This window comes from Pseudomonas sp. FG43, from assembly GCF_057809175.1.
In genome coordinates this window covers 8,553-25,802 of record NZ_JBMDJL010000004.1, presented here as the reverse complement: position 1 = coordinate 25,802, position 17,250 = coordinate 8,553, and the positions used below count along the sequence as shown (strand labels likewise).

Annotated in this window: 1 protein-coding gene (cut by a window edge); it reads right to left on the bottom strand. The window is 60.2% G+C overall.

Going from position 1 to position 17,250, the window contains the following annotated elements; all coding sequences use genetic code 11:
- Positions 1-17,250 carry the 5' portion of a non-ribosomal peptide synthase/polyketide synthase gene (locus ACODS3_RS06760; RefSeq protein WP_489033840.1) on the bottom strand. It extends 11,679 nt beyond the left edge of the window, so the window shows 17,250 of its 28,929 coding nt (coding positions 1-17,250); its start codon is at positions 17,248-17,250; the stop codon falls past the left edge of the window.

Sequence of the window (17,250 nt, the reverse complement as noted above, 5' to 3'; positions counted from 1 at the left end):
GGCTGGGGACAAGGTATGTTCTGCACTGTAGCGATAGTTCAGCAATGCACTGAACAGTGGCGTCGAAGCCGGCACGCCGCTGCAACGCTGGGCCAGCGCCAGTGGCGCATGTTCGTGGGCCAGCAAGGCACTGAGTCGAACGTGGGTTTCCCGGACACTTGCTTTTACATCGCCCGCATCCAGTTGCAGACGCAGCGGCAAGGTATTGATAAACATGCCCAAGGCACGATCCGCACCTTCACCGCCATTCAAGCGGCCCATGAGTACGGTGCCGAATACCACATCGTCACGACCACTGGCTGCACTGAGCACCTGACCCCAGGCCAGGTGATGCAGTGACGCCACGCTGACCCCGAGCTTACGGGCCTGCGCGCGCAGACGTTTGCTCAGGTTCAGGCCCAGCGCTATGCGATGCTCCTCGATACCGCGACCTTCACCCTGTACTTCATGCAGCCCAAAGGGCAAGGTCGGCTCTTCCACATCACCGAGCATGCCACGCAGGAAGGTTTCGTGATCCTGTTGCGATACCCCCAGACGCGCCTGGGCAACGTAATTGCGATACGGCACCGGCTCGCTCAAGTGCTGCGCCGTATTCAGCAGCCAGGCTTCCATTTCCCGGCTCACCACTTCCAGCGCGGTGTGGTCCAGAACCAGGTGATGGAATGACAGCAAGCCCAGCCAGCGCTGATTGGCCGGGTCATGGGCATAGTGCAGGCGAAGCAGCGGAGCCTGGCCAATATCCATGCGGTACTGGCGGGCATCGAAACGCTCCTTCAACTGGTTATCGATATCGCCTTGCGCCGGGTCCAGCTCAAGGTTCTTGATGCTCAGACTGGCCTCACGCCAGACGACTTGCACAGGCTCGTCCAGCCCTTCCCAGAAGAACGAGGTGCGCAAGATATCGTGGCGCTCGATCACACGTTGCAGCGCGCTGGCGAACGCGCCCAAACGCTCCTCGTTATCGAAACCGAAAACGGTCTGCAATACGTAGGGATCACCGGCTTTGGCAGTCAGGTGGTGATAGAGAATCCCTTCCTGCAATGGCGCCAGGGGGTAAATGTCCTGGATATTGACCGCGCCACCAGGAATGGAAGCGATGACCTGCTCAAGCTGCTCTTCGCTGATGGTCACCAGCGGCAGCATCTCAGGCGTGATTTGCGTGCAGCCCGGTTCGATCAGATTCGCCGGTACGCAGATTTCAGTACCGCTGCCCACGGCGGCGGCCAGTGCCATCAGGGTTGGCTGGCTGAACATGACGCGAACGTCGGCGCTCAGGCCTTGCTGACGCATCTTCTCGATCAGCTTGACGGCCAACAGCGAATGGCCACCCAGTTCAAAGAAGTGGTCATGACGCCCTACCTGCTCGACTTGCAGCACTTCGGCCCAGATCTGCGCCAGAGTGGTTTCGGTTTCGCCCAGCGGCGCTTCATAGCCACGGCTGATCAGGGCTTGCTGGTCTGGAGCCGGAAGTGCCTTGCGGTCCAGCTTGCCGTTTGGTGTCAGTGGCAGTTTTTCAAGATGAACGTAGGCTGCCGGGACCATGTATTCCGGCAACTGGCTTTGCAGATGCGTTCTCAGGATTTCCAGATCGGCTGGCTGGTCCGTTGAAGTGAAATACGCAACCAGACGCTTATCGCCCGGTACGTCTTCACGGGCCATGACCACGGCTTCCTTCACGCTCTCATGGCGGGCAAGTTTCGCTTCGATCTCGCCCAGTTCGATACGGAAACCACGGATCTTCACCTGATCGTCGTTACGGCCCAGGTATTCGATATTGCCATCTGTCAGCCAGCGCCCCAGGTCGCCGGTGCGATACATGCGCGCTCCGACGTTGAATGGATCGTCAAGGAAGCGTTCGGCGGTCAGGTCATCACGATTCAGGTAGCCGCGAGCTACACCGGCACCGCCGATATAGATCTCACCCGGCACGCCCAGCGGCACCGGCTGGCGATGCTCATCCAGCAGGTAGAACTGGGTATTGGCGACCGGCTTGCCGATATGCGCGGCAAAACCCTCTTCGCGGTCCATCGCTACCCAGCTTGAATAGGTCGTGGTTTCCGATGGGCCATAGAGGTTGCACAGACGTTTGACGCCGGTTTCAGCAAATAGCCTTTCAACCAGCGAGCCCTTGAGTGCTTCACCCGCCACGTTGACGGTATGCACGCCTTCTTTGAGGCCACCCGACTCCAGCAGGGCTTTCAACGCCGAAGGCACGGTATTGATCAAGGTGACGTCATGTTCGCCCTCTTGCAGGGCCAGCACATTCTTGACCACTTCAATGCTGCCGCCAGAGATCAGCGGCGCAAAGCACTCGTAAACTGCAAGGTCAAAGTTCAGCGACGTCGAAAACAGGGTCTTGGCCAGCACTTCAGGCTCAAACGCCTGCTGCGCCCAGGTCAGGAAGTTGACCGTATTGCGGTGCTCGATCATCACACCTTTCGGCAAACCAGTGGAACCCGAGGTGTAGATCACATAAGCCAGGTGAGCCGGCGTCAAACCCTCAATCGCAGGATTGGAGATGGATTCGTCCTGCCAATCGGGCTTATCCAGATTGATAACAGGCACCGACAGCAGATCCAGCGTCGCGGTCTGTGCCAGTACCGCAGCAGGCGCACTGTCCTGCAGCATGTAGGCAAGTCGTTCCACCGGATAAGCCGGATCCAGCGGCACATAACCGCCGCCCGCCTTCAAGATGGCCAGCAAGCCCACCACCATCTCGATACCGCGCTCGACACAGATCCCGACCCGGGAATCCGGCACCACGCCCTGACTGCGCAGATGATGGGCCAGTCTATTGGCGCGCTGATTCAGCTCGGTATAGCTCAAACGCTCGTCGCCAAACACCAGCGCAACGGCATCCGGCGTACGCTCGACCTGAGCCTCGAACAGACCATGAACCGTCTGATCAAGTGGGTAATCAGCCGCCGTCTCGTTAAAGCCATACAGCAGTTGCTCGCGCTCGCCTCTCGGCAGTACCGACAGGCTGTTGAGCGCAGCCTGTGGATGCTGCTCCAGCGCATCCACCAGGCCAAGCAGCGCCGTGTTCATATAAGCCGTCATACGAGCGGCACCGATACCGTTCTGCACCAGCACGATCAGCTCGAAACCTTCACCCTGATCATCCACCGACAGGGTCAATGGATAGTTGGTGCGCTCCTCGCCTTTCAGCGGCTCGATACCCTGCCAGGCGGGCGACAGGCTGTGCTCGCCCGGTGCCGCGCTATAGCGATAGTTCAGCAATGCACTGAACAGCGGCGTCGAAGCCGGCACGCCGCTGCAACGCTGGGCCAGCGCCAATGGCGCATGTTCGTGGGCCAGCAAGGCGCTGAGGCGAGCGTGGGTTTCCCGGACACCGGCTCTTACCTCGCCAGCCCCCAGTTGCAGGCGCAGCGGCAAGGTATTGATAAACATGCCCAAGGCACGGTCAGCACCTTCACCGCCATTCAGGCGGCCCATGAGTACGGTGCCGAATACCACATCGTCACGACCGCTGGCAGCACTGAGCACCTGACCCCAGGCCAGGTGATGCAGTGATGCCACGCTGACTCCGAGCTGACGGGCCTGTGTGCGCAGTCGCTTGCTCAGCTCCGGCTCCAGAGGCAGACGATGCTCCTCGATATCACGGCCCTCACCCTGAACTTCATGCAGACCGAACGGCAACGTCGGCTCTTCGATATCCCCCAGCATGTCGCGGAAGAACACTTCCTGAGCGTCCCGATCGGTGCCCAGACGCGCCTGAGCCACGTAATTGCGATATGGCACCGGCTCGCTCAAGCGCTGAGCGTTTTTCAGCAGATAGGCTTCTATCTCCTGGCTCACCACTTCCAGCGCGGTGTGGTCCATGACCAGATGATGGAACAACAGAAAGGCGACCCAGCGCTGATTGGCCGGATCCTGGGCGTAGGCAATCCGTATCAGCGGTGCCTGACGAATATCCATGCGGTGCTGACGGGCATCGAAGCGTTCCTGCAATTGGCTCATCACATCCTGGGATGCATCAGCCACCTCGACTTCTTCCAGACCCAGTTGCGCATGACGCCAGACCACTTGTACCGGTTCGTCGAGCCCTTCCCAGTGCAACGAGGTGCGCAGGATATCGTGGCGCTCGATCACCGATTGCAGTGCGTTGGAGAAGGCGTTCAATCGCTCTTCGCTGGCGAAACCGAATAGCGCCTGCAAGACGTAAGGGTCCCCGGCTTCGGCACTCAGGTGGTGATAGAGAATCCCTTCCTGCAATGGCGCCAGCGGGTAAATATCCTGGATATTGGCTGCACCACCGGGGATGGAAGCAATGACCTGCTCAAGCTGCTCTTCGCTGATGGTCACCAGTGGCAACATCTCAGGCGTGATCTGCGTGCAGCCCGGTTCGATCAGGTTGGCCGGCACACGGATTTCAGTGCCGCTGCCCACGGCGGCAGCCAGAGCCATCAGGGTTGGCTGGCTAAATAGCACGCGAACGTCTGCACTGAGCCCTTGCTGACGCATCTTCTCGATCAGCTTCACTGCCAGCAACGAATGGCCACCCAGTTCAAAGAAGTGGTCATGACGCCCTACCTGCTCGACTTGAAGCACTTCGGCCCAGATCTGCGCCAGAGTGATTTCGGTTTCGCCCAGCGGGGCTTCGTAACCACGGCTGATCAGAGATTGCTGGTCCGGGGCTGGCAATGCCTTGCGATCCAGCTTGCCGTTCGGCGTCAGTGGCAAGGATTCAAGATGAACATAGGCCGCTGGAACCATATAGTCCGGCAACTGGCTTTGCAGATGGGAGCGCAAGGTTTCCAGATCGGCTGGCTGGTCCGTTGAAGTGAAATACGCCACCAGACGCTTATCGCCCGGCACGTCTTCACGGGCCATGACCACAGCCTCTTTGACGGAGGTATGGCGAGCCAGCTTGGCTTCGATCTCGCCCAGTTCAATACGGAAACCACGGATCTTGACCTGATCGTCGTTACGGCCCAGGTATTCGATATTGCCATCTGCCAGCCAGCGACCCAGGTCACCGGTGCGATACATGCGGGCACCAGCGTTGAATGGATCGTCAAGGAAGCGCTCGGCGGTCAGGTCATCTCGATTCAGATAGCCCCGCGCAACGCCCGCACCGCCGATATAGATCTCGCCCGGAACACCCAACGGCACCGGCTGGCGATGCTCATCCAGCAGGTAGAACTGGGTATTGGCGACCGGCTTGCCGATATGAGCGGCAAAACCGTCTTCACGATCCATGGCCACCCAGCTTGAGTAAGTGGTGGTTTCCGACGGGCCATAAAGGTTGCACAGGCGCTTGACGCTGGTTTCAGCAAATAGCCTTTCAACCAGCGAACCTTTGAGGGCCTCACCCGCGACGTTGACGGTATGAACGTCCGGCCCCAGACCGCCCGATTCCAACAACGCTTTCAGGGCCGAAGGCACGGTATTGATCAGGGTGACGTCATGTTCGCCTTCTTGCAGGGCCAATACGTTCTTGACCACTTCAATGCTGCCGCCAGAGATCAGAGGTGCAAAGCACTCGTAAACCGCCAGGTCGAAGTTCAGCGAGGTAGAGAACAGGGTTTTGGCCAGGACTTCCGGTTCAAACGCCTGCTGCGCCCAGGTCAGGAAGTTGACCGTATTGCGGTGCTCGATCATCACGCCTTTCGGCAGACCGGTAGAACCCGAGGTGTAGATCACGTAGGCCAGATGAGCTGGCGTCAGCGAATCGACCTGCGGATTGGAGACGGATTTGTCCTGCCAATCGGGCTTATCCAGATTGATAACGGGCACCGACAGCAGATCCAGCGTCGCGGTCTGTGCCAGTACAGCCGCAGGCGCGCTGTCCTGGAGCATGTAGGCAAGTCGTTCCACCGGATAAGCCGGGTCAAGCGGTACATAACCGCCGCCAGCCTTCAGGATGGCCAGCAAGCCCACCACCATCTCGATACCGCGCTCGACGCAAATTCCGACCCGGGAATCCGGCACTACGCCCTGACTGCGCAGATGATGGGCCAGACGGTTGGCACGCTGGTTCAGTTCGCTATAGCTCAGGCTCTCATCGCCATACACCACAGCAACCGCATCCGGCGTACGCTCGACCTGAGCCTCGAACAGACCATGCACCGTCTGATCAAGCGGATACTCGGCGCTTGTAGCGTTATAGCCATGCAGCAATTGTGCGAGTTCGTCGGCCGGCAATACCGCAACTGAATAGAGTGGCGCAGTCGGCCTGTTTTCCAGTGCATCCGCCAGTTCAGCCAGTGCCGTACTCATATAAGCCGCGACACGTGCAGCACCAATCCCATCCTGTACCAGGACCGTCAGTTCAAAACCTTCACCCTGATCATCCACCGAGAGGGTCAATGGATAGTTGGTGCGCTCTTCGCCTTTCAGCGGTTCGATGCCCTGCCAGGCAGGCGACAGGCTCTGCTCGCCCGGTGCCGCGCTGTAACGATAGTTAAGCAATGCACTGAACAGCGGGGTCGAAGCCGGCACGCCGCTGCAACGCTGGGCCAGCGCCAACGGCGCATGTTCGTGGGCCAGCAAGGCGCTGAGACGAGCGTGGGTTTCCCGGACACCTGCTTTTACCTCACTGGCACCCAGTTGAAGACGCAATGGCAAGGTATTGATAAACATCCCAAGGGCACGATCCGCCCCTTCGCCGCCATTGAGGCGACCCACCAATACCGTGCCGAACACCACATCGTCACGGCCACTGGCCGCGCTCAGCACATGCCCCCAGGCCAGGTGATGCAAGGCCGCCACACTGACTCCGAGCTGACGGGCCTGTATGCGCAATCGCTGGCTCAGTTGCAGATCCAACGCCAGGCGATGCTCTTCGATACCGCGGCCTTCACCCTGCACTTCATGCAGGCCGAACGGCAGCGTCGGCTCTTCGATATCCCCCAGCATCTCGCGGAAGAACGCCTCATGAGCTTCACGATCAGCACCCAGGCGCGCCTGAGCCACATAGTTGCGATACGGGACCGGCTCGCTCAGATGCTGTGTCTCGCCCAACAAATAAGCTCCCATCTCATGACTCACCACCTCCAGTGCGGTGTGGTCCATGACCATGTGATGGAACAGCAGCAAGGCCACCCAGCGCTGGGTCGACGGATCCTGGGCATAGGCAATCCGCATCAGAGGTGCCTGACGAATATCCATGCGGTGCTGGCGGGCATCGAAACGCGCCTGCAACTGGCTGGCGATATCGCCTTGCGCCGTATCCAGCTCAAGGCTCTCCATACCCAGAGTGGCCTGACGCCAGACCACCTGCACCGGTTCGTCCAGTCCTTCCCAGAACAGCGAGGTGCGCAGGATATCGTGACGTTCGATCACTCGTTGCAGCGCGCTGGAAAAGGCATCCAGCCGGTCTTTGTCATCAAAGCCGAAAACCGCCTGCAACACGTAAGGGTCGCCCTTTTCGGCAGCCAGATGGTGATAGAGAATCCCTTCCTGCAATGGCGCCAGCGGGTAAATGTCCTGGATATTGGCCGCGCCGCCAGGGATGGAGGCAATGACCTGCTCAAGCTGATCCTCGCTGATGGTCACCAGCGGCAGCATTTCAGGCGTGATCTGCGTGCAACCCGGTTCGATCAGGTTGGCAGGTACGCGGATTTCAGTGCCGCTGCCTACTGCGGCAGCCAGAGCCATCAGGGTTGGCTGGCTAAATAGCACGCGAACGTCTGCACTGAGCCCTTGCTGACGCATCTTCTCGATCAGCTTCACTGCCAGCAGCGAGTGGCCACCCAGTTCAAAGAAGTGGTCATGACGCCCTACCTGCTCGACTTGCAGCACTTCGGCCCAGATCTGCGCCAGAGTGATTTCCGTTTCGCCCAGCGGCGCTTCATAGCCACGACTGATCAGGGCTTGTTGGTCTGGGGCTGGAAGTGCCTTGCGGTCCAGCTTGCCGTTTGGTGTCAGTGGCAGTTTTTCAAGATGGACATAGGCCGCAGGGACCATGTACTCCGGCAACTGGCTTTGCAGATGCGTTCTCAGGACTTCCAGATCGGCTGTTTGACCTGTCGAGGTAAAGTAGGCAACCAGACGCTTATCGCCTGGTACGTCCTCCCGAGCCATGACCACGGCCTCCTTGACGCTCTCATGGCGAGCCAGTTTTGCTTCGATCTCGCCCAGTTCGATACGGAAACCGCGAATCTTGACCTGATCGTCATTACGGCCCAGGTATTCGATATTGCCATCTGCCAGCCAGCGACCCAGGTCGCCAGTGCGATACATCCGCGCTCCGGCGTTGAACGGGTCATTGAGGAAGCGCTCGGCGGTCAGGTCATCTCGATTCAGATAGCCCCGCGCAACGCCCGCACCGCCGATATAGATCTCGCCCGGAACACCCAACGGCACCGGCTGGCGATGTTCATCCAGCAGGTAGAACTGAGTATTCGCGACGGGTTTGCCGATATGGGCCGCGAAACCATCTTCGCGATCCATGGCCACCCAGCTTGAATAGGTGGTTGTTTCCGATGGGCCATAGAGGTTGCACAGGCGCTTGACGTTTGTTTGCTCAAACAGGCTTTCAACCAGAGAACCTTTGAGCGCTTCACCCGCCACGTTGACGGTATGCACGCCTTCTTTAAGGCCACCCGACTCCAGCAACGCTTTAAGTGCGGAAGGAACGGTGTTGATCAGGGTGACGTCATGTTCGCCTTCTTGCAGGGCCAATACGTTCTTGACCACTTCAATGCTGCCGCCCGAAATCAGCGGTGCAAAACACTCATAAACCGCAAGGTCGAAGTTCAACGAGGTCGAGAACAGGGTTTTGGCCAACACTTGCGGCTCAAACGCCTGCTGCGCCCAGGTCAGGAAGTTGACCGTATTGCGGTGCTCGATCATCACGCCTTTAGGCAAGCCAGTCGAACCCGAGGTATAGATCACATACGCCAGATGAGCCGGAGTCAGGCCCTCGATAACCGGATTGGAAGCCGACTGGTTCTGCCAGGTGATCTCATCCAGATTGACCACAACCGCATCAGCAGCCGACAGCAACTCCAGCGTTGCGGTCTGCGCCAATACAGCCGCAGGCGCACTGTCCTGCAGCATGTAGGCAAGTCGCTCAACCGGATAAGCAGGGTCCAGAGGCACATAACCACCACCGGCTTTCAAAATAGCCAGCAGCCCGACCACCATATCGATGCCACGCTCGACACAGATCGCCACCCGTGAATCAGGCACAACGCCTTGACTGCGCAGGTGGTGAGCCAAACGGTTGGCCCGCTCATTGAGCGCCTTATAGCTCAGGCGCTCATCGCCAGACACCAGTGCAACCGCATCCGGCGTACGTTCGACCTGAGCCTCGAACAGGCCATGAACGGTCTGATCGAGAGGATATGGAACCTGAGTGGCATTGAAGCCGGAAATCACCTCGTCCCGCTCTTGGGCAGGCAGAATTTTCAGTGCATGCAACGGCAGGCCGGGTGCTGACTCCAGAGCATCGGCCAGGCTTTCCAGCGCGGTGTTCATATAACCCGCAACACGCGGCGAAGCGATGGCCGCCACGGTCTGCACCGTAAGCAGGAAACCTTCGCCCAGATCATCCACCGACAGCATGAACGGATAGTTGGTCCGCTCCATCACTTCCAGTACTTCGGCACCGCCCCAGCGCTCGACCTCTTCATCGGTCTGGGTCGGGCTATGGCGATAGTTGAGCAAAGCGCTGAACAACGGCATGGATGCGGGTACGCCGCTGCAACGCTGGGCCAGCGCCAAGGAAGCATGTTCGTGGCCCAGCAGAGCGGTCAGGCGCGCATGGGTCTGGCGAACACCCTGGCTGACGCTGACAGCACCCAGTGCAACCCGCACTGGCAGCGTATTGATAAACATCCCCAAAGCACGCTCGGCACCGCTGCCACTCTGCATACGCCCCAGTAGCACCGTGCCGAACACTACATCGCTGCGCCCTGACAGACTGCCTACCACCTGAGCCCAGGCCAGATGGTGAAGGCTGGCCGGGCTGACGCCCAGTTTGCGGGACAGGCCGCGCAAACGCGCACTCAAGGCAGCATCCAGCTTGAACCTGCACTCCTCGACACCACGGCCGTCACCCTGCACTTCCTGCAGGCCCAGCGGCAATGTCGGCTCCTCCACATCGGCAAGCATCTCGCGGAAGAAGCTTTCATGGGCTGCCTGACTGACGGCCATTCTGGCCTGGGCGACATAGCGACGATATGGCATCGGCGTGTCGAGCCCGGACAGTTCACCGCTCAGAATGAGCTGCATTTCATGCTGCATCACTTCCAGCGCGGTATGGTCGAGGGCGATGTGGTGGAACAGCAGGATCGCGACCCAGCGACCGTTCGGTTCATCATGAGCGCAAGCCATGCGCATCAGCGGAGCCTGTCCCAGGTCGAGACGGCGGTCACGCGGATCGAACAGTGCCTGCAACTGGCTGGCGATATCACCCAGGGACGCATCCAGCTCAAGGGTTTCGACGATCAGGCGGGCCTGGCGCAGCACCACTTGCACAGGCTGCTCCAGGCCATCCCAGATCAACGCAGTACGAAGAATGTCGTGACGATCGATAACGCTTTGCAACGCAGCAATGAAGCTGTCGAGCTGTGCCCGACTGTCCATGGCGAAAGCAGCCTGCAGCAGGTAAGGATCACCCTGCCCGGCAGAAATATGGTGGTAGAGAATCCCTTCCTGTAGCGGTGCAAGCGGGTAGATATCCTGAATATTGGCCGCACCGCCCGGCATGGCGGCAACGATCCGCTCGACAGCACTCTGCTCCAGGTCCAGCAAGGTGAGCATTGATGCGGTGATGTGTTCACAACCTTCAGAAATGCCGTTATCCGGAATCTGCAGGGCTTCTTCGACACCACCGACAGCGGCGGCCAGAGCAGACAGGGTCGGCTGGCTGAACAGCACGCGAACATCGGCATCCAGATCAAGCTGGCGCATACGCTCGATCAGCTTCACCGCCAGCAGCGAATGGCCGCCCAGCTCGAAGAAGTGATCGTGACGACCGACCTGCGCAACACCCAGTATCTGCGACCAAAGGCTGGCCAGAGTCGTTTCGATGTTGCCTCGCGGTGCTTCATAGGCCTGACTGACGAATGCCGTGGCGTCCGGCGCGGGCAAGGAGCGACGGTCCAGCTTGCCGTTGGCCGATACCGGCATTTTTTCCAGTTCGACATAAGCGGCCGGGATCATGTAGTCCGGCAGGCACGCCTGCAAGTGAGCGCGCAGCACATCGGCCGAGGCCGGTTCCTGGCCTGGCTGCTGGGTGAAATAGGCAATCAGGCGCTTGTCGCCGGGGTTGTCTTCGCGAGCCAGTACCGCTGCATCACGCACGGTGATGTGATCGGTCAGGCGGGATTCGATTTCACCCAGCTCGACCCGGAAACCACGGATCTTGATCTGGTCATCATTACGGCCCAGGTACTCGATTACCCCATCAGCGCTTCGGCAGCCCAGGTCGCCGGTCTTGTACAGGCGGCCCTCGACAAAAGGATCACGCAGAAAACGCTCGGCGGTCAGTTCGTCACGGTTCAGGTAACCCCGTGCAACACAAGTCCCGCCAATGTAGATCTCGCCCGCAACGCCAACCGGTACGGGCTGGAACTGCTCATCGAGCAGGTAAATACGGGTGTTGGCCACCGGCACGCCAATGGCCGGCAAGGTTGGCCAATGCGCCACGTTCACCGGCAAGGTAAACGAAGTGGTGACATGGGATTCGGTCGGGCCGTAGTGGTTATGCAGCCGACACTCGGACAAATGCTCGAACAGTGCGCGGATCGGTGCGGTAATGCGCAATTGCTCACCGGCGGTGACGATCTCACGCAAGGAGCAGGTTTGCTGACGCAACGACGGATCATCGATCAACGCCTCGGCCAGTGCCTGCAAGGCAATGCACGGCAGATAGAGGCGCTCGATACGCGCTTCGCACAGATGCAGGTACAGCTTGCGCAGGTCCAGTCGTGTATCGGCATGGATCAACGACAGTGGCGCACCGGCGCACAGCGTACTGAAGATTTCCTGAAAGGCGACGTCAAAGCCAAGCGCCGCAAACTGCACGGTCGCCGGAGCGGTATTGCCACTTTTGATGCCCTCGGCAAGCTGCCAGTGCATCAGGTTGACCAGCGGGCCGTGAGGCATGGCCACGCCCTTGGGCTGACCGGTGGAACCCGAGGTGTAGATGACGTAGGCCAGATGCTCAGGACGAAGCCCTTGGGCGGCCAGCTCCGGGTTGTGCTCCGGCTGACGGCTGAATTCTTCTGCCCCTTCGGCCAGGCCGTCGAGCAGCACACCGGGCACGGTGGATTCACTGAACAACCCGGCGATGCTGGCCTGGCTGAGCACGGCCTTGGGTGCAGCATCGCGAAGCATGTATTCAAGGCGTTCAGCCGGGTAATCCGGGTCGAGCGGCACATACCCTGCCCCAGCCTTGAGAATGCCCAGCAGGCCGGCAATCATTTCCGGACTCCGGCGGCAGCAGATCGCGACGCGGTCGTCGAAGCCAACTCCCAGCTCCAGCAGACGATGAGCAATGCGGTTGGCCTGGCGATTCAGCTCGCCGTAGGTCACACGCTTCGTTTCAAAAGTCACCGCCAGCGCGTCCGGCTGACGCTCGGCCTGGGCCTCGAACAATTGATGCACCAGCAGATGCGATGCAAAGGCCTGATCACAGGCATTGAAGCCATGCAGCAATTGCTGACGTTCGCTATCCGGCATGAATGCCAGGTCTTGCAATGCGACCTCGTCAGTGCGGTCCAGTGCATCGGCCAGTTCGGCCAGCACCGCCTGCATGTAATCGGCAATACGCTGTGCGCCGATGCCTGGCACGACCTGTACGGTCAGGCTGAAGGCATCGCCCAGATCGTCCACCGAAAGCGACAGCGGATAGTTGGTGCGCTCCTCACCGCCTGCCAGCTCGAAGCCCGCCCACTGCAAACCTGCTCCACCGGTAGATGCGCCAACCGCTGCATGGCGATAGTTGAGCAAGGCGCTGAACAACGGCGTCGGTGCCGCAACGCCGCTACAGCGTTGCGCGAGGGCCAGCGGCGCATGCTCATGGCCGAGCAAGGCCGCCAGTCTGTCATGGGTCGCTCGTGCTGCGGCCCTGACACTTGGCCCTTGCGCCGCTACACGCAGCGGCAAGGTATTGATGAACATGCCCAGAGCGCGCTCGGCGTCCTGGCCGCCTTGCAGTCGTCCCATCAGCACCGTGCCGAACACCACATCCTGACGGCCCGACAAGCGCCCCACCACCTGCCCCCAGGCCAGATGATGAAGGCTGGCATTGCTGACACCCAGGCTGCGGGCATGGGCGCGCAGGCGCTGAGCGAGTTGGTCATCCAGCGTCAATACGGCCTGTTCGATTGCACTGCCGTCACCCTGAACATCCTGCAGACCGAATGGCAGCGTTGGCTCATCCACATCCCCCAGCGCCGCGCTGAAAAAGGCTTCATGTTCCTCGCGGCTGATACCAAGACGGGATTGGGCGACATAGTTGCGATACGGCACGGATGCCGGCAACTCGGCGCCTTGCCCTGCAATGTGCGCCTGGATTTCGGCCCCCAGAATGCGCAGCGATGTGGCGTCATCGATCAGGTGATGAAAGAGAATCACCGCGACCCAGCCGCCACGGGCTAAGTCCTGGGCCACATGCAGCTCCATCAGCGGAGCCTGGCGCAGGTCGAAACGCATGTGCCGTGGATCCAGCAAGGCTTGCAACTGACCGGCAATATCGCCGTCAGCCCCTTGCAGCTCATGCTCGCGAACCCGCAACGGCGCCTCGCGCCAGACAACTTGCACAGGCTCGTCAAGGCCTTCCCAGGCAATGGAAGTGCGCAGGATATCGTGGCGTTCGACCACGGCCTGTAGCGCCTGGACAAACGCATCGACCTGGGCGCGACTGTCCATGCGCAGTGTGCCTTGCAGCAGATAGGGGTCGCCCTCAGGTGTCGCAAGGTGGTGATAGAGAATGCCTTCCTGCAAAGGCACCAGCGCATAGATATCCTGGACATTGGCCACGCCCCCAGGAACGCCCGCCACCACGGCATCGATCTGTTCCTGGCTCAGACGGGCCAGCGGCAGCATCTGCGGAGTAATGCGCTGTACGCCCGGCTCGATGAGGTTGACCGGCACCGCGACATCTCGACCGGAACCCGCCGTTTCGGCCAGCCCCGACAAGGTCGGCTGACCGAACAAGACCCGTACATCGACCTTCAGCCCCGTATCGCGCATGCGCTCGATCAGCTTGACTGCCAACAGCGAATCGCCTCCCAGCTCAAAGAACTGGTCATGACGGCTGATGCGTTCGACCCCGAGCAGCTCGCTCCACAGGTCAGCCAGAACCGTTTCCACCGGGCCTTGCGGCGCTTCGTATTCACGTCGTGCGAAAGCTGATGCGTCAGGCGCTGGCAATGCCTTGCGGTCCAGCTTGCCGTTGCCGGTCAGGGGGAAGTCGGCCAATAGCACAAAGGCACTCGGTACCATGTAATCGGCCAGGTTCTGCAACAGCTCAGAACGCAGATCGCTTGCGGTCGGCGTCTGGCCTGGCTGAGGGATCACATAACCCACCAGACGTTTGTCGCCCGGCTCGTCCTGACGCGCAATCACCACTGCTTCGCGGACCCCGGCACAGGCTGCGAGACGGCTTTCGATCTCGCCCAGTTCGATTCGGAAACCACGGACTTTCACCTGATCATCGTTACGCCCCAGATAGTCGAGGTTGCCGTCTGCCGTCCAGCGCGCAAGGTCCCCGGAACGGTACATCCGTGCGCCCGGTGTGGCATCGAAGGAGTCTTTCAGGAAGCGCTCTGCATCCAGCTGCGGACGGTTCAGATAACCTCGCGCCACACCGGCGCCCCCTACATACAGCTCGGCGACCACACCCGGAGGCACCGGCTGGCCATAGTCATCGAGCAGGTACAGGCGCAGATCGGGGATGCGCTTGCCGATGGGGCTGACACCGCCATCGACATCCGCCCGGGACAGCGGATGGCAGGTGACGTGTACGGTGGTTTCAGTAATGCCGTACATGTTGAAGAGTTGAGTGTCGGCATTCGCCTTGCGCGCATACCACGGCTTGAGAATCCCCGTATCCAGTGCTTCGCCACCAAAGATCACTTGGCGCAGTGCATGGGGCCGAGGATTTTCACCCTGGGCAGCGATGATCTGGCGAAACGCGCTGGGCGTCTGGTTGAGCACCGTAACACCGGCCTCGCACAGCAGTTCGTAACAGGCCTCGGGCGAACGGGTGGTCAGTTGCGGTACCAGCAACAAACGGCCGCCATGCAACAGCGCGCCCCAGATTTCCCAGACCGAGAAGTCGAAGGCAAACGAGTGAAACAGTGCCCAGACATCGTCGGCACCGAAGTCGAACCACACCCGTGTTGCCGAGAACAGGCGCGTGACATTGCGATGCTCGACCATCACGCCCTTGGGCTGCCCGGTGGAACCCGAGGTGTAGATCACATAGGCTAGATGCCCCGGCTCAAGCCCCTCAACCTGCGGGTTATCTTCAGACTGCTCGGTAAAACCCGCTGCCTCGGGCTGGTCGAGAAGCAGGACAGGAATGCCCTGAGCCGGCAAGTGCTCAAGGTGTGCAGACTCGGTCAGTAACGCCAGCGGCGTGCTGTCGTCCAGCATGAACGCCAGACGCTCCAGTGGATAAGCGGGATCCAGCGGCACATAACCGGCACCGGCCTTGAGAATACCCAACAAGCCGATGATCATCCTTGGGCCACGCTCGACACAGATGCCTACCCGATCGTCAGGCCCGATCCCCAACAGTCTCAGGCGATGGGCTACCTGATTGGCCTGGGCATTGAGCTGGCCGTAGGTGACGCTCTGCCCTTCATGCAGCAATGCCACGGCATCGGGTCGAGCCTGGGCCTGCGCCTCGAAACGGGCATGAATGGTCCCGGTGTCGTCTTCGGCTGGCTGTCCATGGTTCCAGGCCTCAAGCAGTTGCGCCTCGCCCGGCGTTGGCAGACTGAAGCCGTGTACCGGCAATTGCGGGTTTTTCAGCCCCTGTTCCAGTACATGCATGAAGCGCTCGGCGAGACTTTCGACTTCATCGGCCTGGAAAAACGCTTCGTTGTAGATGTACTCCAGCCAGACCTCATCCGTGTGCGGATTGGCCCGTATGTGCAAGGCAAGAGGTGTCTGTTCATGGCCGTTGGCGCATTTGACCGAGTAGGCAGTCGCTTCGCCGAACGCGAGACGGTGATCGCTCACTTCGTATGAAACCGAAAGGTCAAAAACCTGATCGCGGCCGTCGCGCAGCAGCCCCAGCGAGCGGTTCATGTCACTCAAGGGGAAACGCTGGTTGCGGTAATCCTGCTTGAGGACGCGGGCCACCTCACTGACCAGCTCACCAAAGCCCAGATCGGCGTCGAATTGAAGACGTACTGCACTGACCTGAGTGAACAGGCCAATGGTGTTGCGGAAGTTCGCATTGGAACGGTTGAGTACCGGCAGACCGATGACCAGCTCTTCCCGGCGGGACGTGCGCATGAAATACACATAGAGCGCCGCCATGAGCACATGGAAGCGCGAGCACTGGCGAGGCTCGGCAACCTGAGCGATACGTTCAAGCAGCGTCGCCGGATAACGGCGTGATACATGACCACCGGGAGCTACAGCCCCGGCATGGCGAGCCAGGTGCCGCGGCTCGAACAGCGGCTCGGGAACGTCCTGATATTTGCCCAGCCAGTAATCCTGATCGCGGGCGTAGCGTTTCGAGTTGCGGTAGGCAATGTCGTCCTGAATGTAGTGGACGTAAGACGGAGCCAGGGTGTCAGCAGACGTGCCATGCACAGCGCCATACAGCTCGCCCAGTTCCTTGAGCAGAAGCGAAATGCCCCAGCCATCGATCACGATATGGTGCGCCTGGACTCCCAGATAGCTGAGGTGATCATTGATCCTGAGCAGTTGCAGACGCACCAGCGGCGAGCCATCGAGGTCGAACGGCACACGGTTACGGGCCTGAACGAACTCCAGCGCTGCTGCCTCGGGGTCATCCTGACCGGAAAAATCATGCAGCGACAGTTGCAGCGGCAAGTCGTCGACAAAGGTCTGAACCGGCAAACCGTCGTCGCCCAGCCCGTTTAACAACACCATCCGCAGCGCATCGTGGCGACGGACCATCTGGTCTATGGCACGCTGAAGGCGCTCGGCATCAACACTGCCCTCGATGACGGTGTAGCCGCCAATGTTGTAGAGAGGAACGTCACTGCGCACGGCCTGATCGAGCCAGATATCACGCTGGGCGGCGGTGAGTGGATAAGTGTTGGGCACGGAAAGGGACTGGTTCAT